This is a genomic window from Bacillus cereus group sp. BfR-BA-01350 (genome assembly GCF_022663775.1).
In the GTDB taxonomy this organism is placed as follows: Bacteria; Bacillota; Bacilli; order Bacillales; family Bacillaceae_G; genus Bacillus_A; species Bacillus_A paranthracis.
This window is the reverse complement of record NZ_JAKUGD010000001.1, coordinates 182,062-202,315: the sequence shown is the minus strand read 5'-3', so window position 1 is coordinate 202,315 and position 20,254 is coordinate 182,062. Positions and strand designations below refer to the sequence as shown.

Genomic DNA, 20,254 nt, shown 5'->3' with positions numbered 1-20,254 from the left:
CACAATCTAAATCGCTCTAACTTCAAAGCGACGATTTTGCTTCCCTTTACTTTTTACTTTATCAATAACCAGTGTTCCTATTTCACTCGTATTTTTCACATGTGTGCCTCCACAAGCTTGTTCGTCTAAATTTTCAATTGTAACAATGCGGATTTCTTGGATAGTAGTTGGCAGGAGGTTTATTGCTGTTTTAATCATTCCTACAGCATTTTCTGCTTCTTCGCGGCTCAAATAACCAGTGGAAATTTCTTTATTTTGTTCAATAAGTTTATTCACTTTCTTAACAATTTCTTCTACTTCTCCGCTCGATAACTCTTGTAACTCATTAAAATCGATACGTGCTTTGTCAGGATAAATTTGATTTCCAGTGCATAGAGCTCCATATTTTTCATAAACGACAGCTCCGATAAGATGCAGCAAAGAATGATGCCGCATTAAATTATGACGTCTTTCCCAATTAATCTCTAATTTAACTGGACCTAATTTTACTTGAGCTCCATCTTTTATATAGTGAACTATTTCTCCCTGCTCCTTCTTTACTTTTTCAACTTCAAATACAGACCCGTCTTGTACAATGACACCCGTATCACATTCCTGCCCTCCACCAGTTGGATAAAAAACTGTTTCTTTTACAAATACCTTATTCCCTTCTACTTTTATCACTTCTGTTTCGCAACTCGTTTTGTATGCATCTTCTAAATATAATGCCGTTGTCATACTCTCACCTCTTTAGTAGTTATAATTATACCTACTAATATAAAAAAGAAGCTCCGCAAAGTCAATTGATAATTCTGAAATTTAAAATTAATAAAAGACTCCTTTATTAGGAGTCTCCTATCTCAATATTTCATTCGCTTCTTTTTCATAAATTTTATCAAATGAAGTCATAACGCGTTGTGATGCTGAAATCATTTTTTGATCTGTCATAAGATCAGCCATCTCCTTCGTCATATCTACATTTGAATTTTCTAGCATATGGTTTTTTACTAATCCTGTTCCGTTCGGTAAATCAGCAATGTTTCCTTCTGCTAGTGTAAAGCTTTTGTTTTCACGTTGCACAAGGCGATTATTCGCTTCTGCATCTACTGTTTTCGTTTGCAAGCGGGCAATATTATTTTGTGTTACTTCATCATATAATGTACCATCTGCTTGTACAGCTACCTTTGCTCCTTCAGGAATACGAATACGTTCATTATTCTCTCCCATAACATAAGCACCTGAAGATGTTTGCAAGTAACGATCACTATTTATTGTAAAACTACCATCCCTCGTTAAGAATGTTTCATCGTTTTTAGATGTAACGAAAAATGATGTTGTACCGGCTGCACCGTCATCTAAAAAGAAATCTGTAGCACTATTTGTCATTTGTATATTTCCTTGTACTAAGTTCACATGCGTTGCGGCTGGCACTACAGCATAATCGACCGAACCGATATTTGTTACAGCCCCATCTCCGCGACGATATGTGTCTTGTACATCAAATACTTTAGAAGTCATATTTTCTGCTTTAAATCCTGTCGTTTGAGCATTTGCAACGTTATTTGAATGAACATTAATACGCTGCATGTAATTCATCATACCCATAGAACCTATATAAAGACCGTTCATACTCGTTTGAATAAGGCAGTTGCCTTATCCTTCACCTCTTTTCTATGATGTTTGCAACATTTGTTTCGCTAAATGTTCCGCTGTAGCGATATGTATGTTTTTCTTCACGTCTTGTCCGTCTGTCATTAATACAATAGGAGCTGATGATACTGCTGGAATTTTCAACAATTCACCACTACTTGCCGTTTCATCAAATTTCGTAAAGACGATACCATCAATATGAATATCCTTAAAGTTCGTAATGATTTCGATCATGTCTTTACTTTTCATCGAAGCTGATAACGTTAAACAAATATAATCTGGCTCTACTTGTCCCATCGTTTCAATCATTTCTTCCACTGTTTCTGACGCACGATAATTTTTTCCAGCTGTATCAATTAAAATATAATCGACGCGCGCTTCTTCTTTAAAGTACGTAAGCGCTCTTGTCATTGCAGCTTCATCACGTACAGCGATTACTTCAAATCCAATTGTCTTTACGTAATCTTGCAATTGCTGCACTGTTCCAATGCGAGAATGGTCTGTCGTAATAAAACCAACCGTTTTTTTCATACCGTGAAATTGCCATGCCATTTTCGCAAGTGTCGTCGTTTTTCCAACACCAGTTGGTCCAATTAATGCAATTGTTTGTACTTCCTTTTCAAATACGTTTTCCGTATTGAAATGAGAGCTCATATCTTCCAATATATATTTGATCACTTCTTCTTCTGTAATCATCGTTGCATTCTCAAACTTCACTTTTAACTTTTCAGCATATGCATGAATGAAGTATTGTTCTACGTCGTTTTGCTCTAGCATACGAATTACTTTTTGAATAATAAATGGTACAGATTCTTGCTTTTCTTTCTTTACAACCACTTCTTCTTTCTTGACAGGAACGACTTTTTTCACAGCTTTTTGCTTTTTCGTTACTTTCGTTTCTTCCTTCTGTTTCACAACGACGATCCCTTTGTTAAACAGCTTTAATAGTTTCTCTTTCTTTCTTGCCCATTCTTCACTATTTCCTGTTTGCATCGCCGCGTATGACATAGGAGTCGTCACGTTTTCTAAATTGTGTAGTACCGATTGAATTCCGTTCGCCTTCACAATTTGTTCTGAAGGCTCATTCACAACATCCATTAATTGCGCATGAAATTGAGCTGTGCCTTCGTTCACTTCTTCCTGTTTATCCTCTGGAAAAGCAACTAACATTTCATAATTCTTTTTCCAAAAAAACGGGATATTTCGTTTCACACTTTCATCGACAACGTAATAATAATCTGTACCATATTGGTCAAATAACTTTCGATACAATTCATTTTTCGAAGCTGCTTTTATTCGCATTAACGCTTCTTTCTTTTCTGTACTTTCCATTACTTCACCCCCTACTATTCAATATAGGCAATTTGATCTACAACAATTTCTGGTGCTAATTCGCTAATACAAAGTACTTGTGCTTCTACTTGATAACGCTCAAGAAGTCTTACAATCGCAAATCTGAAATCTTTTCTACGCGTTAATAATACTGGTTCTCTTCCCATTAACCTCGCTTGTTTCAATACGCGTTGTACTTGCTCAACAACTCGCGTTTCTAAATCTAAATCCCAGTTTAATAAATAACCTTGATAAGAATTGTTCACAACATCTGCGTCTAACTCAATTGAATCTGAGAAGAGCGCCGCATATATTTTACCGTCAGGATTTTTCGCATTTTCACAAATAACTTTTGAAATACATTCCCGGACGAATGACGTTACACCGTCAACATGATTTTGATAAATTTCTTTTCCGTCAATAATACCTTCGATAATGGTTGGTAAATCACGAATAGAAATACCTTCTTTTAGCAATTGTTTAATAACATTTTGAACGAGTGATAAATCAATTTCTTTCTTCTTAATCTCTTCTAATAAAACGCCGTTATCATTTTCAAGGGAGTTAATTAAGTCTTTCACATGTTGACGCTGAATTAACTCATGAAGATTACGTCTAACGACAACATCTAAATGCGTAATTAATATGCTAAGTGGCTCTAACACTTGATAGCCTTTCAATTGTGCATCTTGTACCATATGCTCTAAAATCCAATATCCATCTTCACCAAAAATCGGATCTTTCGCTGGTTCTGCATCTAAATCGGCCATTACATTCGGTGTTTTCAGTGCTAATAAGTAACCTGATTTCAAAACACCTTCAGCTGCCTTCGCACCTTTAATGCGAATAATGTAACGTCCGCGTGGTCTAAAACTCGTATTATCTTTAAAGTTAATTCCAGGAACGTTAATACCAAGGTCGGTAATAATCGACTTCCTCATAAGAACAACTTTATCACGAGCTGTTTCCCCGTTAATTTTCTGCTTTACAAGTGCTGCTAAATCTAAACCTAGTTCTACAATAATTGGATATTTATCTGTAAATACGCCGAATGAATCTTCCACTTGTTGCAGTTGCTCATCTTCACCTTGAATCATTTCTATTTCTTTTTGAAGCTCGTCTTCTTTTTCTTTCTTTATTCGGTTTTTATTACGAATTCCTAAGAAGATAATTGTTCCACCAACGAGCGCGAATGGTAGAAATGGTAGCGGAGTGAAAATACCCATTGCGATAAATAAACCACCAAGTGCATATACAACGACTTCATGCGCTAATAACTCTTTAAAGATACCTTCCGTTACCGTATCCGGTGAACCGTCAAATACACGCGTTACGATAATACCTGTTGAAATCGCAAGCATTAACGAACCAATTTGGTTTACAATTCCGTCGCCGACAGTTAGCTGCGTGTAATGAAGAGCCGCTTCACCAAAGCTCATGCCCTGCTGCATCATACCAACAATTAAACCGAAAATAATATTTACGAATAAAATGACAATCCCGAAAATAACGTCCCCTTTAATGAACTTTCCGGCACCATCCATCGCTCCGTAAAACTCTGTTTCCATATTTAATTTTTTTCGTTTTGCCTGTGCATCTTTTTCTGTAATAATGCGCTGATTTAAATCCGCATCGATAGACATTTGTTTCCCAGGTAAAGAATCAAGTGTAAAACGAGCTGCAACTTCAGCTGTACGTGATGCACCGTTTGCAACGATAAACTGGAATATGATTAATACTGTAAAAATAACGATACCAATTAATAAGTTCCCGCCAATTACGAATTGACCGAACTCTTCAATAACATGACCGGCATTTCCGTTTGTCAAAATCGCTCGCGTCGTCGATACGTTAATCGATACGCGGAAAATTCCGATTAATAACAACATCGTCGGAAATGACTTTAATTCATCCCACTCGTTAATACTTGTCGCTCGCATATAAATAAGCACTGACATACTTAGTAGAAAAACGATAATGATATCAAGTATAAATGGTGGAAGTGGAATTAAGAGCGCCACTACGAATGACGCTGCTAAAAAGATAGAAAAATAGGTTCTTGCAGAATCTATCTTAAACAAAGAGATCTCCTCCAAACGCGCTATTATACTTCAAGTTCATTCGTTTGAATTAAATAGCGCATAACTTCAATTACAGCTACGTATAAATCTTCTGGAATCGCCTCATCTTCCTCGACTTGATAATATAAAGAACGAGCAAGTGGACGGTTTTCCACCATTGGTATTTCTTGTTCACGGGCAAGCGTTCGTATATATAATGCGAGCTCATCTTCCCCTTTTGCAACGACAATTGGCGCTGCATCAACGTGTTTATTGTACCTGAGTACGACCGAAATATGAGTCGGGTTATTTACAATAAACGTTGCGCCATCCATCTTCTTCGCAATTGTCCCTTGCAATATGGCGTGCATAAAGTTTTTTCGTTTCCCTTTTACTTGCGGGTCCCCTTCATTATCTTTATGCTCTTGTTTTACTTCTTCTTTTTTCATCTTAATATCTTGTTCGTACTCCCACTTTTGATATATAAAATCGATAATAGAAAGAACAATTAATATAATTAAAATAGCTAAAAAGATAAATTTAATTTGCCTAATAATTTCAGTAAGTGACGCAGTCCAGTTAAATCCAATCATACTAACGATTTTCTCTAAATTCTTTTTAAAAAGAACGTAAGCGACGTAACCGATTAATCCCATATAAAACAATGATTTCAAAATATCTACTAAACTTTTACGACTAAATAATCTCGTAAAATAGTTTTTCGGATTAATACGTGACGCTTTTGGCTTAATGACTTTAGAAGAAAATAAGAAACCAACTTGAATCATATAATTGAATAAATGAAAAGCGTATACGAGTATTAATATCGGAGCTGATACTTTCAGAAGTAATATACCCATTAAATAAAAATACTCAGTCGAATCTGTATTTTTTCCAATTTGATCAAACAGCACCGCTACGGAATTCGCAATCTCAAACCCTAGCCAATCTCCGAAAAAGTAAACGACAACTGCTAATACAAGAATGGAAAATAAATTATTTAAATCTTTACTCCGGGCGATATTCCCTTCTTCACGCGATTTTTTACGCTTCTGCGGGGTGGCCTTTTCTGTTTTATTATCCTTTGCCATGCGCGTCCCCCTACTTCGTTAAGAAAAAGTTAAATAGTTTCGTATATTCCTCAAGCAATACATCCGTCATATTTTTAAACACATAACCGAGCATCGGTACACTCATCGCAATAAACAAAATACCACACGTTATTTTAATTACGTACGCATTCATAAAAACGTTTAACTGCGGTGCGTTTTTTGCGATTAATATAAGGACAAAGTTAATAATGAATAAACTTCCCATTAGCGGAAGCGCAATTTCAACCGCTGATGTAATTGCAAATAATAACGTTGCGAGTAGACTATCTAAAAAACTAGTCGTCAGCAATTTTGAAATCGCCTCTGTATATTGAAACGACTTTAAAATCGTGGCAACGAAATAATTAATGCCGCCAAGCGAAATGAAAATAATAAGAAAGAACATATCAAAAAGTGTTGAAAGTAAAGTAGACTGTGATCCTGCATTTACATCAAATAAACTTGCCTGTGATAAGCCGATATCAAAGTCTAAAATATGTCCAGCCATTTTCGGAATGTTCCACAGCATTTCTACAATTTTTGAGAGAGATAATCCAATTACAATTTGTGTTGCTGCATAAGCTGCAACGTCCCAAACTGTCTTTATATGAGAGATATCCACTTGATCAGCAACTGTAACCGAAAGACCGAGCCCGAATGTAACCTTCGCCATCGCTGGAATGGATCGACCAGAGAAAAACGGTAAAAAATATAAAAATGAAGTAATGCGGCAAAACGCAAAAAACGTCGCCGCCCATAATTCCATATTCATTTCAGTTCCCCTATCTTAGTACGAACGCAATAGCGATGGAATTTTATCAAATAAATCTAAAATAAGCGTCGTTAACTCTTGAAACATCCACGGACCTAAAATGATAATAACGAGTACAATACTCGCCATTTTCGGTAAAAATGTCAGCGTTTGCTCTTGAATTTGCATCATCGCCATAATAACAGCGATGATAATAACGACAATCATACTTACACCGGCAACCGGCATTAAAATCATTACCCCTTTATAAAAAAAGGTTTGAAAAATATCTATAATTGGTGACGTATTCATTTATATGACTCCTATCACATAGCATCAAACGCTTCAGGCGACCGTTTTAAACATAATGTCGACGATTTTTGTATATCCACCTAAATATACGAAAACGAGTATTTTAAATGGTAAACTTAAAATCATCGGCGGTACCATCATCATCCCGAGGTACATTAACAGTGTACTAATAATCAAATCTATAAATACAAACGCTAAATAAATGAACATCCCTGTAAGTAAACCTTTTTGAATTTGCGTTAACGTAAAGGATGGCACAAGCGTAAATAGTGAAAGGTCCTTTAAATCTTTCGGTAACTCTTCTCCGCGTACTTTCAGCATCATTTTTAAATCATGCTTATACGTATGCTTCGACATATACTCTTTCATAATTGGAGCTGTCGTCTCCGCAGCTTGACTTACTGTTATTTTCTCTTTCGTCATCGGATCCCACACATCGCTCTTCAGTTGCCCAAGTACAGGCTGCATCGTAAAGAGTGATAAAAATAATGCAAGTCCAACAAGTACTTGGTTCGGTGGTAAATTCATTACCCCGAGTCCTTGACGTGTAATCCCAAGAACGATCATAAAATAAGTAAAATGTGTAAATAATAGAACGATAGATGAAGATAATGATAAAAGGGTAACGAGCGCAAATAGCTGTACACTTGAATTACTCGTAAACTCTTTTCCATTTTCGAAATTAATAAAACCGTTTTGGGCTGCATACGCTGGATTTACAAAAATAATTGAAAAAACGATAGAAAATACGAAAATAACGGCTAATAATGATAACTGTTTCTTTATTCTCATGATGGATCCTCTACTTTTTTCGTTTCACTCTTCACCGCGTCTTCTAGCGCTTGTTGAAACTGATTTCCTGTTCCTGTTAATTGCACAGATTGTACACCGTTATTACTAATAACAGTGAACACTTGCTTGCCGTCTACTTCAAATAAAAAGGCGCTCGTTTGATGATTTAAATAAACGCCGTCCTTCACTTGAATGTGGCCATTTTCACCTTGTTTAAAAAACTGCTGTTTGCGCGTCTTTTTCGTCATATAATATGCACCGTAACCGAGCGCACCAAACAGTAAAACGACTTGAAATAAGGTCGTCATATACGACATATGACTCCTCCTCTACTCTTTATCTTGCATTTGACTTTGTGCTTTCATAAGCGCAGCTTGCTTCTTGTCAGCTTCAATTTCAGAAATAATAATACCGAACTTCTCGTCCATTACGATCGCTTCCCCAATGCCGACTTTCATATTACTTAAATACACATCTACTTTATGTCCTAAGTTTTTCTCTACTTCCAGAACATCGCCCACTTTTAACGCTTTCACATCACCAAGTGTAATAGATGTTTTTCCAAGCTTTACACCAAGTTCAATCGAAATATCTGAAACAGTATCAATATGTGCTTTACTTGCTTCATTTCGCTTTCCTGCAAATTCTTCTAACCCCATTAATGACACAGGAGATACTTCATGCTTCATATGGATCCTCCTACTCTACAAAACTTTTAAATAAGAGCGCCTTACGCGTTCCGTCTTTTCCAATAAAACAATTAAATTTATGCTTTCCATCTACATAACCACGCAATTGGTCCGAAACTTTCGTATAAAGCGGAATAATATCGCCCTCTTCAATTTGTTCAATCTCACCCATTGTCATCTTCTGCTCACCAATCGCAACGTGAACAGGTTTATACACTTGATTTACTTTCACTTCCACTTCAGACGTATACTTTTTACGCTTATCCGAAGAATGTTCGACAATATTTTCAGACGTTAACTTATCCATAATTTCTTCAACAGATAAGAATGGAATCCCAATACGCACCGTCGTATTCCAAAAATCTGTTTTCATATTTACGTTCAGCAATGAAATAATATCGCTCGCTGTCGTAATCTTAAGTGCATTTGGATCTGTCTCAGTCGTTACAAATGTCGGTTTAATCGCAACAACGCTTTCAAATGATTGCTCTAAATTTTTACATAAAAGTGAGAATATATTATCAAGCGTTAAAAACTCAAATGCTGTTAACGGTCTACGCATCGTAAAATTACGCTTACTATCTCCGCCAAGCCAGCATTCATGAATATAAATAACAAACGCTAAATCAATCTCAATCACAATTTCTCCAAGCTCTGGGAGTCCGAGATCAATGACGCAATATAAATAATAATCTTTCGGCATTTTCTCCACATACTCACTCGTAAATGGAACTTGCTCAACTGTCGAAGGCTCTAGCTCAATTGGAATACGCATACGCGCTGACAACGTCTGTGACGTCTGTTTCCCAAACGTCGAAGCAATCGCTTGCAGACTACGTAAATGTTCCACACCGAACTTCTCCGGTCTATTAAAATCATACTCTTGAAATTTATTTTGCTTCCCTGCTACTTGTGTGAAAGCTGGCATTTCCTCGCCTTCATTTACCGCCTTCAGCAGGGCATCAATTTGTTCTTGGCTTAATTTATCGCCACTCATGAAAATCCCCTTCCCTACCTTTTCAACTCAACGATTTCGACATACATTTTTCCATTTTTCGTCAAAATCTTTCCGGTTCCAATCTCTTCATTCTCAAGCATAAGACGCACCGTATTTTTCGTTGAATTTTCAAGACGATACAATGTACCTTTCGTAATATGAAGCAGATCCTCAATTTTCTTTTTCGTATTTCCGATTTCAAAATAAATTGTTAACGGAATATCATCTTGTAATTTCAAATCTAGCCAACTCCCATATCATGTTCACGAAAATTTCATATTCTCTCTATATAATGAAATTCTTTATTTTGAAACGTCGATATTTAATATTTTTTTAATATATCCTTGCGTTTCTTTAAATGGAGGTACACCCCCGTATTTTCTCACATTACCAGGACCAGCATTATAAGATGCAAGCGCTAGTACTAAATCGCCGTTATTTCTCTTTAAATAACCACTTAACTCTTTCACGCCGCCCTCAATACTCTCAGCTGGTGAAAATGGATTTTTTATACCCATCTCTTTCACATTCGCTGGCATAAGCTGCATAAGCCCCATCGCCCCTGCATGAGACACCGTTTTCGGATTGAAATTAGACTCAACTTCAATCATTTTTTGAATTAATGTTTTCGGAATTCCATATGTACGACTAACGCGCTCAATAATATCCTCATACTTTCCTTCATTCAAAGAACGTATTTTCTGAATATTATACTTCTCCGTTAATTTCCACGTATCAGCAACCTCATTTTTCGTTTCTGGGAAACGTCGCTCAAACTCTTTTTGTGCAACTTGCACTTCATCTGCTTTCTTCGTTTCAGACTTACTTACTCCCTCTACTTTATGAATAGGTTCCCCCGGTTTATTAACAACCGTTTCTATTTTAGTAGATTGTACCGGCTGACTCATATCCTCTACTTTTGCCGGCTGCGTAGTAGCCTTCGTCTCCTTCACAGGTTCACTCTGCAATTTCTCTTGAAAACGACTACTAACGAAAGCCTGTGGACTACTTAACTTTTGCTGAAATTGTCCTTTTTTATATGCAAGTACTTCTTTTACTATATTTCCAACTACCATAATATCACCTTTTCGGTAAACAAAGATAATCTAATATTAGAGTTTTTTTTAAAAGTTTGCAATAATCCTTTGTAATAAAAAAACAACTAAATTGTTAAACTGTTATTTTTTTATATTTATTAATTCAAATTTTCAGTTGACACTTGATATAGCAAGGATTACAATAAATTCGAAATTGTTTTTTTTGTATATTACCGTTTAGGAATTAACAGAAAAATCAAAATTAAAAAATGGGGGTTCTTAATCATGAGAATTAATACAAATATTAATAGCATGCGTACACAAGAGTACATGCGCCAAAACCAAGCAAAAATGAGTAACTCAATGGACCGTTTATCAAGCGGTAAACGTATCAACAACGCTTCTGACGATGCAGCAGGTCTTGCAATCGCAACTCGTATGCGTGCACGTGAAAGCGGATTAGGTGTTGCTTCTAACAACACACAAGACGGTATTTCTTTAATCCGTACAGCTGACTCAGCAATGAACTCAGTATCTAACATCTTACTTCGTATGCGTGACCTTGCTAACCAATCTGCAAATGGTACGAATACAGATAAAAACAAAGCGGCTCTTGATAAAGAGTTCTCTGCATTAAAAGAGCAAATTGACTATATCTCAAACAATACTGAGTTCAATGACAAAAAATTATTAGATGGTAGTAACAAAACTATCTCTATTCAAACACTAGACTCTGATGTTACAGGTAAACAAATTCAAATCCAATTATCTAACACTTCTTCTACTTCACTAGGTATTAAAGGATTATCAATTAATGGTGCTGCTTCTGGCACTCCAATATCTAGCGTTGCAACAGATTTAATCAATGCAGCAACAGGTACAAACGCGAAGGAAGCAGGCTCTGCTGAACAATTAAAAGCTTACGTTGCTGCTGGTGACCCTGCTACGCACGACTCAGCAAGAAGTGCGGCAGTAGCAGCCTTTGAAGAAAACTTTAACAAAGTTAAATCAGCTATGACTGCAGAAGATGTAGCTAAAGTTTCAGCAGCACTTGATACTTTCAAATCTACTAGTGTTCCTGGCAATACTGACGAAAATGTACAAGCAATTGGAAAAGCATTTTTAGCGGCTGCTAAACCAATTGATACTGATGATGTAACAGCTGCAAACCAAAAAGCTCAAGAATTATCAGATTTAGCAGCTGATGATGATGCCGGTTTAGCAATGAAAAATTTTGTAGCTGAATTTGATAAAGTTAAGCGTGGTATGAATAAAGAAGATGTAGCTAAAATTTCAGAGGCTATTGATAATTACAACAAAGTTGATGGTTCTGGTAAATCTTTAACAGCAGCACGTGCAATTGGTGATATGTTTAAAGCTGCAACATCTTCAGCAGCAGAAACTCCTACTGGAAATGCTAATTTAGCAATTAAAGCTATCGACGAAGCTCTTGAAAAAATAGCTTCTAACCGTGCAACTCTAGGTGCTACATTAAACCGTCTTGACTTTAACGTAAACAACCTTAAGAGCCAACAATCTAGCATGGCTTCAGCTGCTTCTCAAGTAGAAGATGCTGACATGGCGAAAGAAATGTCTGAAATGACTAAGTTCAAAATCTTGAACGAAGCTGGTATCAGCATGCTTTCTCAAGCAAACCAAACTCCACAAATGGTTTCCAAATTATTACAATAATCCATTTGAGATGAATAAACCTCTTCGCTTGCGAAGAGGTTTATTTTTTCTATATAGATAGATTCAAAGCTTTCTTTTTGACTTAAATAGAAGCTCTAGCCATATTTTGAAGCGGTCAGGGCTTATTTTCGTTCTCTTCCCTTGTTTTAAAACAAAAAGATACAATAAGCATAAGGCTTTCTATCCTTCCATAGCTATTTACTAGCCTTAAAACACCTACCGCATATAACAACCTATAAAGAGTTGCTATTATGCGTATTGATACGAATGTTTTGAGTATGATTGCTAGGCAGTCGTTGTATGGAAATAAGCAATGCATGAATATTATGGATTTTTTTGCGTCAAGTAAGATATGTATTTTGATTCGTATTGTTTCTCAAGTTAACACAATCCTCCTTTACCGTTGTGTTCTTAAAAACATTCCCATACAAAAGCAAAAGGGAAATACATATAAACTATGTACTTCCCTTTTATTTTGTACCCAATACTTTTATGGCGCTACCGTCATAACTTGTCCTCTACGGTCGATCCTTATTTTCATTTTTCCGTCTTGTGCGTTATATAATCCCAGTTTATGTAATTCTATTTTACAATCTTGTACGAAAGTTGGTAATTTACGAATTTGATCGACATCGGAACTTTTAATGAAATAAGTTAAATGTTGCGTCATATCTTTCACATCTTGTACAAGCTCTTCCTTTTCACGTTTTAGCCTTTCATTTTCTAATTTTAACGCTTGCAATTCACTTTCAAGACTATTTCTATTCGACTCTTCTTTGAAATGCCCTGCAGCCATGCTAGACAGCTTATAAATACCTTCCATAAACTGATGCAATTCATCTTCTTTTCTTTCACTATATTGACTAATTGTTTCAAAGTTATCAACGATACCAGATATAATTGTTACGAGACTTTTTTCATTCTCTTTATATGGAACTTCCTCTTTTAATACCTGTTTATTTTCTTTTTTTGGTTCAACATTTGTTTCTTTTACAGGTATATATTTACGCTTTCTTCCCGGTTTTTGTTTTTCAATATTTTCAAACGGTATTTCACGTTTTTTTAATTTGTAATACGTATTTTGTAATTGACTTTCTGTTTTCGGGAAAAGATTTAGTTCGTTTTTACTAACATATTTTGAAATGTTAATAATGTTTAAATCGTGACGTTGGCAAAATTGATACACTTCATACAGTAACTCTAGTTCAGACTTGAGCCATGTGATCGTTGATTTTTCATATGCTCGCATCCCGCCATGTTTTTCTATATCTATTTGAAATAATACCATTCTATTATGTAAATCAACTAGTTCTTCATATTTTACTTGGAATTGTTTTTCTATTTTTTTAAATTCCGCTTCTAGTTGCATATCGTTCATTTTATTATTTGACATGTTTTGTAAGAGACTTAATACATTGATTGCTGTGTGGTGATACATAATCTGTGCCACTCCCCCTCATCCTTTCACAATTCTCATCTGACTCCCATGTCTTTTCAGAAAATAGCAATTTTTTCATATCCATATTATAACATTTCTAAATTGTCTGTCAAATAATAAACATACAAAAATGTATAGAAAGTATAGAAATAGAAAAAGATTTTTTATTCATATGCATAATTGCATATGAATCACTTTTAATTATATTATATGGTATTTAGAATGTAATTTCACCGAAAAAATTTGCGTTATCACGAAAAATTACTAAAATAATCCAAAAATGCATTTTTATATTTTTAAATCAAACATCTTCAAATGAAGATTGTTCATACATACAACCAAAAACACTCCAAAAACATTCCATCTTTCCACCTATACAGAATATAGAACACTAAAAAGGAACTAACCAATACTACATATGGCTAGTTCCCTTCTCTCCACTATAATAATAGAATTGTAAATAGCGTCTGCAAACCCTCAATCAAGGCCTCACTTCTTCTACTTACCTAATAAAACCACTCCATATCTCTCGTCTCACATCGTATAGTGCTTTATTAAGCGCTAATTACTACCATACATAGCTAGTTCATCTATTCCTATAAATAGATGAGAGTTATACTCCAACTCTTCTAAAACTATCTTGGCCACTCTCTTGCCTCACTTACCCAAAACCACTTCATATCTCTGGTCTCACATGGCATGAGGTTTTATTAGGCACTGACCGCCACCACACATAGCTAGATCTTCTATTCAAGCAAAACAAGCGCTTTTAACACTCTTTTACAACACTAACTTATCTACTAAACCGATTAACTCTTGAATATCTGGCTTGCTTACTTGAGCATTTGCTCCCACAGCTTCGCCTTTATGGAATAATTCATTTGTAATTAAGGAAGAGAAAATAACGACTGGTAAACGATTCATTATCTCGCTGTCTTTAATTACTTTCGTTAAATGGTGTCCATCCATTTTTGGCATTTCAATATCCGTAATGAGCAAGTGAATATGTTCAAACATTTTTTCGCCTTGCTCTTTCGCTAGTTTTTCAATTTGCGCTAACGCTTCTGCACCATTACTGAAGAAGTTCATTTTCGTATATCCAGCTGATGATAATGTTTCTTCTAATATTTGACGAAGCATCGCTGAGTCTTCTGCAATATAAATAACTTTTTCAGCTCGATCTGTTTTTTGCTCTAATCCTGCGAGTGATTTATTTTCATAACCAGTGTTGCTAATTTCGCAAACAATTTTTTCATAATCTAATAGTAAGATGATTTTTCCATCTAGTTTTACAATACCAGATGTCGTTTCTTCTAATCCCATAGATAATGAAGCTGGCTCATCAATTTGCTCCCATGAAATACGTTGAATACGATGCACTTCATCCACACGGAAAATAACCTTCATTTGGTTTAACTCTGAAATGATAAATTTCGTTTGATCAAGTGGCTTTGTCGATTTTAAATTAAGAGCTGTCGCTAAGTTAATAACTGGTAAAATTTCACCGCGTACTTGAACAACACCTTCAACTGCATGATGAGATTCTGGCACAGTTGTAACTGGGAATGGATTAATGATTTCACGTACTTTCATTACATTGATACTAAATAGATTTTCGCCAACAGTATATGTAACAATCTCTAATTCATTTGTTCCGCTTTCTAATAAAATACTTTGTGCTTGTGACATAAAGATGTAGCTCCCCTTTCATTAATTCCGTATATCTAATTATTAAGCTTTATAAAAACGAAAAAGTCAACTATCTATATAAAAAATATAGATAGTCGAACGATTCATTTTTTAAAACGATCTTTCATCTTGTATAATCGAAGCAAGTGCCTCTAGTAATACTTCTTGCGCTCCTACAATTTCAGTCGGCATTGCTTCCCATTTTTTCGAAAGCTCTGTTTCTACTCTCATTCTTAACTCTTGGTTCATTTCTCCAAGCACATATTCTTTCGTTGCAATATCAACATCCAGTAGCGCAAGTGCATATAGTTCTGGATCATTTATTTCTTCAAATAATCGTTTTAAAACTGCCGGTGCTATATGTTTTAATTTTTCAATATGAATTTCCTTATCTGAAAATAGTAACTCATATTGAATAAACGTAACATTTTCTTTAATTACTTTAAAATAACAATTATTTTTTTTATCATTTACAAAATAACCGTTCGGATCAGCAATAATACTCTCTACTTTACGAATTAAATCTGGCAAACTACTCGCTATCATTACAGTCCGCTGCTCAACCTCACTTGGCGAAATGAATGTAACGCGATACTTATTCTGCGCCATCCTCCTCACCTCTCCTTTGATAGAAATTCAGTCTAATTGTATACTAAATTAACTTAAACTTATTTCACATGAACGCTTCTAAACTTAGATAGATCCTATCGTAAAAGAACGAAGGAGTACTACCCAACAATTTGCCTTAGAACCAATCAATATCTCTCTGTTCTTACAACACACGAGCCACTTATTGACACCGACGACTGCGACTACACTTCACTTAAATCTTCTCAAACTACCCTAGCAACTCTACATATCTCTGGTCTTAAACACCAGTCGAGATTCTATTAGGCACTGACCGCCACCACACATCGCCAGGTCCTCTCTCAAAACCTAAAAAAGAGCTTTTAAAATCTTTTAAGATCTTTTCAGTAACTCGATGTTATTAAACCAAAACGCAATTTGCTGATCCGTTATCCCTGATAACGTAACAAAAAACTCACGGCATTTCATCTCATCTTTAAATAGTTGATACTTCCACTCGCCATCACTACCAACACTTATGAAATAAAACTCATGAATACGGCCAATGATTGCTTGTTTTTCACCAAATGAATAGGGAGGCACTTGCTTAATTTCAAATTGATCCGGTAAATATACATGCTCTTCTCGTTCTATTTTTAACACTTGCTCAGCAAGTTCACGCTTATTTTCGAAAAAAGGCAATTGTAAAATTCGCTCTTGTCTTGTCATACGAATAAAAAACCCTTTCTACTTCCTTATAAATTTTCTTTATGATTTATTATCGAATTAAGTTGACAACTTCATTTAATACTTCATCTGAAATTTTAATTACTTTTGCATTTCCTTGGAAGCCACGTTGGTATAGCATTAAATCAACGAATTCTACAGATAAATCTACGTTTGCACCTTCTTGTGCACTACCACGTACTTTTCCTGCACCATTTTGACCAGATACGCCAAGTGTTAAAATACCAGTTGTATTTGTCGCTGTAAAGTTACCATTACCAGTTTTCATTAGGCCGCCTTCATTCGGGAACATCCCAACAGCTAATTGACCTGCTGCTTTCATACTTCCATCAGAATATTTTACCATTACATATCCACCGTCAGCAATAAAGCAATCTTTCACAGTTGCCGCTGGTCTACCATCTACATTTGTTACTGCTATCGTTTTCTCAGTTGGGTGGTTTGTTAATTTACTAAAGTCTATTTTTACTGTTCCATTATTAAATGGTATATTCGCTTCAGGGTTTACCGGATCTGGCTTCCCTACCTCATTGAATTTTACATTACCACCTGCGCCTTGAACCTCTGTAAACTCTGTTTCTTTCTTCGATTCGTTACGCATCTTTACTGTATATTTATAATTATGTTCACCATCTTGTGTAAACTCTACGCGCATTGTCCATGTATTACCGGCATCATCGTATGCAGGCAATTCTTGCGTAATTTGTTTTGCATCAGCTGGAATGTTTCCTCCAACGATTCCTTGTGACGTTCGAATACCACCGATTGCTGATCCCATTGGAATTTGCAATGGTCCCGGAATACCAGATAAGTCAACATTACCAGTTGATGGATCGGCTGGATAAGCAAATACATATTGACCTTCTGTATTCGTAATATAGTAATCTGAAGATATTGCAAATGTTCCTTTACGTGTAAATTCCATATTTCCGCCTTTTGAATCACCTACAACGAAGAAACCATTACCTTCCAATGCTGCTTGTGTTTTACCACCAGTTAACGTAATTGTACCATCGGTATAATCCGTCACCGTTCCGCTCATTTTCACGCCGTTACCGATACTTTTTGGGTTCGTCCCTGCGTATCTATCGTCACCTTTTGCACCAACTGAATTGTTGTACAATAAATCATCAAACATCGCTTTTTGTTTTTTATAACCTACTGTTTGTGCATTCGCAATATTATTTGAAGTTACACTTAATGCATTTTGTGTTGCATTCATCCCTGAAATACTTGTATATAATGCTTTAATCATAACGTATGAACACTCCCTTATGAATTTGTTGTTTTTACTTCTTCAGTTACTTTCTGGTCGTCTTTCTTTACGTCTTCTGGATTCGTTTCTCCAATCGGTTTATCAGACACTCTCTCAACAAAGCGAAGAGAGACAACTTTATTATCAATTACGAGCTGTACATCGTTATTTTCTGCAAGGCGAACTGTCTCTACTTGACCAGTTACTTTGTTACCGTCACCGTCAACACCTCTTACGTACTTCCCTAAAAACTTCATTCCGCCATCAAGCGCTGTCGAATACATCGTCGTTCTTAAAGAGTCAACTGCCTTTGTCATATTTTGCACTTGTTCCATAAGAGATAACTGCGCTGTTTGATTCATCATTTGATTCATATCCATCGCATTGAATGGATCTTGGTGCTGGAAACTCGATAAAAACAATTTTAGAAAATCGTCTTTTCCCATTACACCAGGCGTTTTCTGTTCACTTGCTGCTACTCCATTCGTTTGCCCTACTGGCGATTGTACACCGTTAACAGGGACATTACTTCTTTGCGCTCCTGCTTGTAACGGAATATGATTTGTACTCGTTGTATTTAATCCAACTGTTGGCACGCTTTATTCCTCCAATAACCCCGCAAATTCTTTTGATTGTTGATTCTCCTGTTTCGTACTCGCTACTTTTTGTTTTTGCCTTTGCTCTTGTTCTCGCTGTTCTTTACGGTTTTCATCTTTATCTGAATAGCTAATTTGTATATTGATTTCTTTTTCTTTTAACTTTAATCTCAATTCATCAAAAATGATTTCAACACGTTTTTTTGCATCGTGTTTTTCCATTTCTACATGAACATCAATTTGATCTCCGTGTTTTCTCATAAACACAGTTAATGTACCAAGTTTTTCTGGATTGAGCTGGAATAAAACACGTTCTTGTTTCACTACAAATTTTTGCAGCGCTTCTACTTGCGCTTCCATTTTCTTTCCTAAGTCAGGCAATGAAACCTTCTCAGCGCCACTATTTGACTTTCCTACTTGATCGGTACTTGTCGCTTTATTTAATAACTCCGCACCCGCAGAACTTGAATCGTTTAATGTATCACCTTCTGGTAACTCTACCTTTACATCATCGCTCTCTGATTTTAAAAGATCTAGGTCTAAGTCTTTAGAGTCTTCTTGTTTCTTTGCGATATTACAAGTTTCTGCTTCTACAACTTTCAATGCTTCCATCGTTTGCTCTGGCATCGTCACTTTGTCTAATACCATTTGCATTGTATCTTCTAAACATATGGCATTTTTGATATTCATATTGGAAAGGAGCTCTTGTAATTGTTGTAATTCACCTGCCGGCAATTCGTTAAGTTTTATATTTCCATATTCTTTATATAGCTCTTGTATTTTTTGTATGTATTGATATAACAATTCTGGCTGCACACGTAATTGCTCAATTGCAACCATTTGCTCAGATACAGCTAATAATAACTGTTCTGTCTCTTTTTTTTCTTCTTTCTTTACAAAAGGTGCTTCTTTCGTTACCGATTTTTTAGAAAGACTATACTCTTTTTTCTCTTCAATTGGCGCTTCTTCTCGTTTCGTTTTCTCCGTTTTCGGCTGCTTTTTATTTTCCATTCTCATCGTACTATCGAATGAAGAATTTTCACTTTTTAATTGTATTTCTAGCCCTTTTTCTTTTTGCGGAGGTAAACTTTGTTGCACCGGTAATACAGATTGTATCACTACATTCACCTCATCCATTCATACACATTTTCAAATCAAGAAGCATTTTTTCTTCCAGCTTTTCTTGTATTTTCGCAAGCTTCTTACAATCTTCTTGATACATTTCATCAATAACACGTTCTTTTTCTTTTACTTGTTCTAAAAGGCTTTCATTTTTTTGAATAAAATCTTCTGTTTTTTTTATTTTCCGATTCCATTCTTCTATTCTTTCAGGTGAAAACGTATGTGATGAAAGCATACCAGCCATAATACGTTGCCCAGTTTGTACGACTTTACTACGCGATTTCACAACATATAAATCATATTCTTTTTTTTGTTCTATTTTTCTTTTTTCAGCTGTTAATTCGTATACTTCTTTTAAAATCTGTTCTTTTTCTTGATTTATTTGTAATTTTATCGTGTCGTACTGCTGCTTATCCACCTGTTTTCATAGCCCCTTCCTATTATAACGCTCTCTTTTT

General features: G+C 35.6%; 22 protein-coding genes. 1 reads left to right on the top strand and 21 read right to left on the bottom strand.

From position 1 onward, the window contains the following. Positions 1-6: 6 nt before the first annotated feature. From MR147_RS01065 to MR147_RS01005, 13 genes are all read right to left on the bottom strand, one after another. Complete coding sequence (locus MR147_RS01065; protein WP_074610705.1) at positions 7-717, bottom strand: alanyl-tRNA editing protein; 711 nt, start codon at positions 715-717, stop codon at positions 7-9. Between the two features lie 117 nt (positions 718-834). Then, on the bottom strand, positions 835-1,608 hold the full coding sequence (locus MR147_RS01060) for a flagellar basal-body rod protein FlgG (RefSeq protein ID WP_074610707.1): 774 nt from the start codon (positions 1,606-1,608) through the stop codon (positions 835-837). A 42-nt stretch (positions 1,609-1,650) separates the two neighbouring features. Then, on the bottom strand, positions 1,651-2,961 hold the full coding sequence (flhF, locus tag MR147_RS01055; RefSeq protein WP_074610710.1) for a flagellar biosynthesis GTPase FlhF: 1,311 nt from the start codon (positions 2,959-2,961) through the stop codon (positions 1,651-1,653). 14 nt (positions 2,962-2,975) lie between these two features. Beyond that, positions 2,976-5,042 carry a flagellar biosynthesis protein FlhA gene (flhA, locus tag MR147_RS01050; RefSeq protein WP_074610711.1) on the bottom strand — a complete coding sequence of 689 codons (2,067 nt, stop codon included), beginning with the start codon at positions 5,040-5,042 and terminating at the stop codon, positions 2,976-2,978. A 23-nt stretch (positions 5,043-5,065) separates the two neighbouring features. Beyond that, entirely contained in the window at positions 5,066-6,112 is a 1,047-nt protein-coding gene (gene flhB / locus MR147_RS01045) for a flagellar type III secretion system protein FlhB (protein ID WP_074610713.1), read from the bottom strand. A 10-nt stretch (positions 6,113-6,122) separates the two neighbouring features. After that, entirely contained in the window at positions 6,123-6,884 is a 762-nt protein-coding gene (locus MR147_RS01040) for a flagellar biosynthetic protein FliR (protein ID WP_074610715.1), read from the bottom strand. A gap of 15 nt (positions 6,885-6,899) precedes the next feature. Next, positions 6,900-7,175, bottom strand: coding sequence for a flagellar biosynthetic protein FliQ (locus tag MR147_RS01035; RefSeq protein ID WP_001098085.1), 276 nt, complete (start codon positions 7,173-7,175; stop codon positions 6,900-6,902). A gap of 33 nt (positions 7,176-7,208) precedes the next feature. Next, positions 7,209-7,967, bottom strand: coding sequence for a flagellar type III secretion system pore protein FliP (locus tag MR147_RS01030; protein ID WP_001220586.1), 759 nt, complete (start codon positions 7,965-7,967; stop codon positions 7,209-7,211). Beyond that, positions 7,964-8,284: a hypothetical protein gene (locus MR147_RS01025; protein WP_000121176.1), complete on the bottom strand. Its 321-nt coding sequence runs from the start codon at positions 8,282-8,284 to the stop codon at positions 7,964-7,966. Before MR147_RS01025 ends, MR147_RS01030 begins: the two co-directional genes overlap by 4 nt. Positions 8,285-8,296: 12 nt before the next feature. Next, the gene (fliN, locus tag MR147_RS01020) at positions 8,297-8,656 is read right to left on the bottom strand and encodes a flagellar motor switch protein FliN (protein ID WP_062922203.1); all 360 of its coding nucleotides are present in this window, start codon (positions 8,654-8,656) and stop codon (positions 8,297-8,299) included. 10 nt (positions 8,657-8,666) lie between these two features. After that, on the bottom strand, positions 8,667-9,653 hold the full coding sequence (gene fliM / locus MR147_RS01015; RefSeq protein ID WP_074610717.1) for a flagellar motor switch protein FliM: 987 nt from the start codon (positions 9,651-9,653) through the stop codon (positions 8,667-8,669). Positions 9,654-9,667: 14 nt separating this feature from the next. Beyond that, a complete protein-coding gene (locus MR147_RS01010) occupies positions 9,668-9,892 on the bottom strand; it encodes a flagellar motor switch protein FliN (protein ID WP_000775712.1) in 225 nt (74 codons plus the stop codon). Between the two features lie 63 nt (positions 9,893-9,955). Next, a complete protein-coding gene (locus tag MR147_RS01005; protein WP_074610719.1) occupies positions 9,956-10,729 on the bottom strand; it encodes a lytic transglycosylase domain-containing protein in 774 nt (257 codons plus the stop codon). A 246-nt stretch (positions 10,730-10,975) separates the two neighbouring features. Here MR147_RS01005 and MR147_RS01000 point away from each other — a divergent pair, with 246 nt between their 5' ends. Next, positions 10,976-12,382, top strand: coding sequence for a flagellin N-terminal helical domain-containing protein (locus MR147_RS01000; RefSeq protein WP_074610721.1), 1,407 nt, complete (start codon positions 10,976-10,978; stop codon positions 12,380-12,382). Between the two features lie 490 nt (positions 12,383-12,872). On the opposite strand, the gene MR147_RS00995 is transcribed toward MR147_RS01000, so the two are convergent. From MR147_RS00995 to MR147_RS00960, 8 genes are all read right to left on the bottom strand, one after another. Continuing rightward, positions 12,873-13,820, bottom strand: coding sequence for a DNA-binding domain-containing protein (locus MR147_RS00995; protein ID WP_139302916.1), 948 nt, complete (start codon positions 13,818-13,820; stop codon positions 12,873-12,875). 780 nt (positions 13,821-14,600) lie between these two features. Continuing rightward, the gene (locus MR147_RS00990; protein WP_062922195.1) at positions 14,601-15,509 is read right to left on the bottom strand and encodes a chemotaxis protein; all 909 of its coding nucleotides are present in this window, start codon (positions 15,507-15,509) and stop codon (positions 14,601-14,603) included. Between the two features lie 111 nt (positions 15,510-15,620). Beyond that, positions 15,621-16,118, bottom strand: coding sequence for a LysR family transcriptional regulator (locus tag MR147_RS00985; RefSeq protein WP_074610725.1), 498 nt, complete (start codon positions 16,116-16,118; stop codon positions 15,621-15,623). Positions 16,119-16,469: 351 nt separating this feature from the next. Then, on the bottom strand, positions 16,470-16,805 hold the full coding sequence (locus MR147_RS00980; protein WP_062922194.1) for a DUF3964 family protein: 336 nt from the start codon (positions 16,803-16,805) through the stop codon (positions 16,470-16,472). A gap of 49 nt (positions 16,806-16,854) precedes the next feature. Continuing rightward, on the bottom strand, positions 16,855-18,078 hold the full coding sequence (locus MR147_RS00975) for a flagellar hook protein FlgE (protein ID WP_242303559.1): 1,224 nt from the start codon (positions 18,076-18,078) through the stop codon (positions 16,855-16,857). A 17-nt stretch (positions 18,079-18,095) separates the two neighbouring features. Continuing rightward, positions 18,096-18,674: a flagellar hook assembly protein FlgD gene (locus MR147_RS00970; RefSeq protein ID WP_062922192.1), complete on the bottom strand. Its 579-nt coding sequence runs from the start codon at positions 18,672-18,674 to the stop codon at positions 18,096-18,098. 3 nt (positions 18,675-18,677) lie between these two features. Beyond that, the gene (locus MR147_RS00965) at positions 18,678-19,811 is read right to left on the bottom strand and encodes a flagellar hook-length control protein FliK (protein ID WP_074610728.1); all 1,134 of its coding nucleotides are present in this window, start codon (positions 19,809-19,811) and stop codon (positions 18,678-18,680) included. Then, positions 19,804-20,214 (bottom strand): hypothetical protein, encoded by a 411-nt coding sequence (locus MR147_RS00960; RefSeq protein WP_062922191.1) that lies wholly within the window; start codon positions 20,212-20,214, stop codon positions 19,804-19,806. Before MR147_RS00960 ends, MR147_RS00965 begins: the two co-directional genes overlap by 8 nt. Between the last annotated feature and the right edge of the window lie 40 nt (positions 20,215-20,254).

What these genes read in the sequence shown, in the direction of transcription:
- MR147_RS00980 (WP_062922194.1), bottom strand. Translation starts at nt 16,805, where the DNA reads ATGACAAGACAAGAGCGAATTTTACAATTGCCTTTTTTCGAAAATAAG.
- MR147_RS01005 (WP_074610719.1), bottom strand. Translation starts at nt 10,729, where the DNA reads ATGGTAGTTGGAAATATAGTAAAAGAAGTACTTGCATATAAAAAAGGA.
- MR147_RS00985 (WP_074610725.1), bottom strand. Translation starts at nt 16,118, where the DNA reads ATGGCGCAGAATAAGTATCGCGTTACATTCATTTCGCCAAGTGAGGTT.
- MR147_RS01065 (WP_074610705.1), bottom strand. Translation starts at nt 717, where the DNA reads ATGACAACGGCATTATATTTAGAAGATGCATACAAAACGAGTTGCGAA.
- MR147_RS00995 (WP_139302916.1), bottom strand. Translation starts at nt 13,820, where the DNA reads ATGTATCACCACACAGCAATCAATGTATTAAGTCTCTTACAAAACATG.
- fliM (WP_074610717.1), bottom strand. Translation starts at nt 9,653, where the DNA reads ATGAGTGGCGATAAATTAAGCCAAGAACAAATTGATGCCCTGCTGAAG.
- flhF (WP_074610710.1), bottom strand. Translation starts at nt 2,961, where the DNA reads ATGGAAAGTACAGAAAAGAAAGAAGCGTTAATGCGAATAAAAGCAGCT.
- MR147_RS01030 (WP_001220586.1), bottom strand. Translation starts at nt 7,967, where the DNA reads ATGAGAATAAAGAAACAGTTATCATTATTAGCCGTTATTTTCGTATTT.
- MR147_RS01035 (WP_001098085.1), bottom strand. Translation starts at nt 7,175, where the DNA reads ATGAATACGTCACCAATTATAGATATTTTTCAAACCTTTTTTTATAAA.
- MR147_RS00990 (WP_062922195.1), bottom strand. Translation starts at nt 15,509, where the DNA reads ATGTCACAAGCACAAAGTATTTTATTAGAAAGCGGAACAAATGAATTA.
- flhB (WP_074610713.1), bottom strand. Translation starts at nt 6,112, where the DNA reads ATGGCAAAGGATAATAAAACAGAAAAGGCCACCCCGCAGAAGCGTAAA.
- MR147_RS01060 (WP_074610707.1), bottom strand. Translation starts at nt 1,608, where the DNA reads ATGAACGGTCTTTATATAGGTTCTATGGGTATGATGAATTACATGCAG.
- MR147_RS00965 (WP_074610728.1), bottom strand. Translation starts at nt 19,811, where the DNA reads ATGGATGAGGTGAATGTAGTGATACAATCTGTATTACCGGTGCAACAA.
- MR147_RS01040 (WP_074610715.1), bottom strand. Translation starts at nt 6,884, where the DNA reads ATGAATATGGAATTATGGGCGGCGACGTTTTTTGCGTTTTGCCGCATT.
- MR147_RS00975 (WP_242303559.1), bottom strand. Translation starts at nt 18,078, where the DNA reads ATGATTAAAGCATTATATACAAGTATTTCAGGGATGAATGCAACACAA.
- fliN (WP_062922203.1), bottom strand. Translation starts at nt 8,656, where the DNA reads ATGAAGCATGAAGTATCTCCTGTGTCATTAATGGGGTTAGAAGAATTT.
- MR147_RS01025 (WP_000121176.1), bottom strand. Translation starts at nt 8,284, where the DNA reads ATGTCGTATATGACGACCTTATTTCAAGTCGTTTTACTGTTTGGTGCG.
- MR147_RS01000 (WP_074610721.1), top strand. Translation starts at nt 10,976, where the DNA reads ATGAGAATTAATACAAATATTAATAGCATGCGTACACAAGAGTACATG.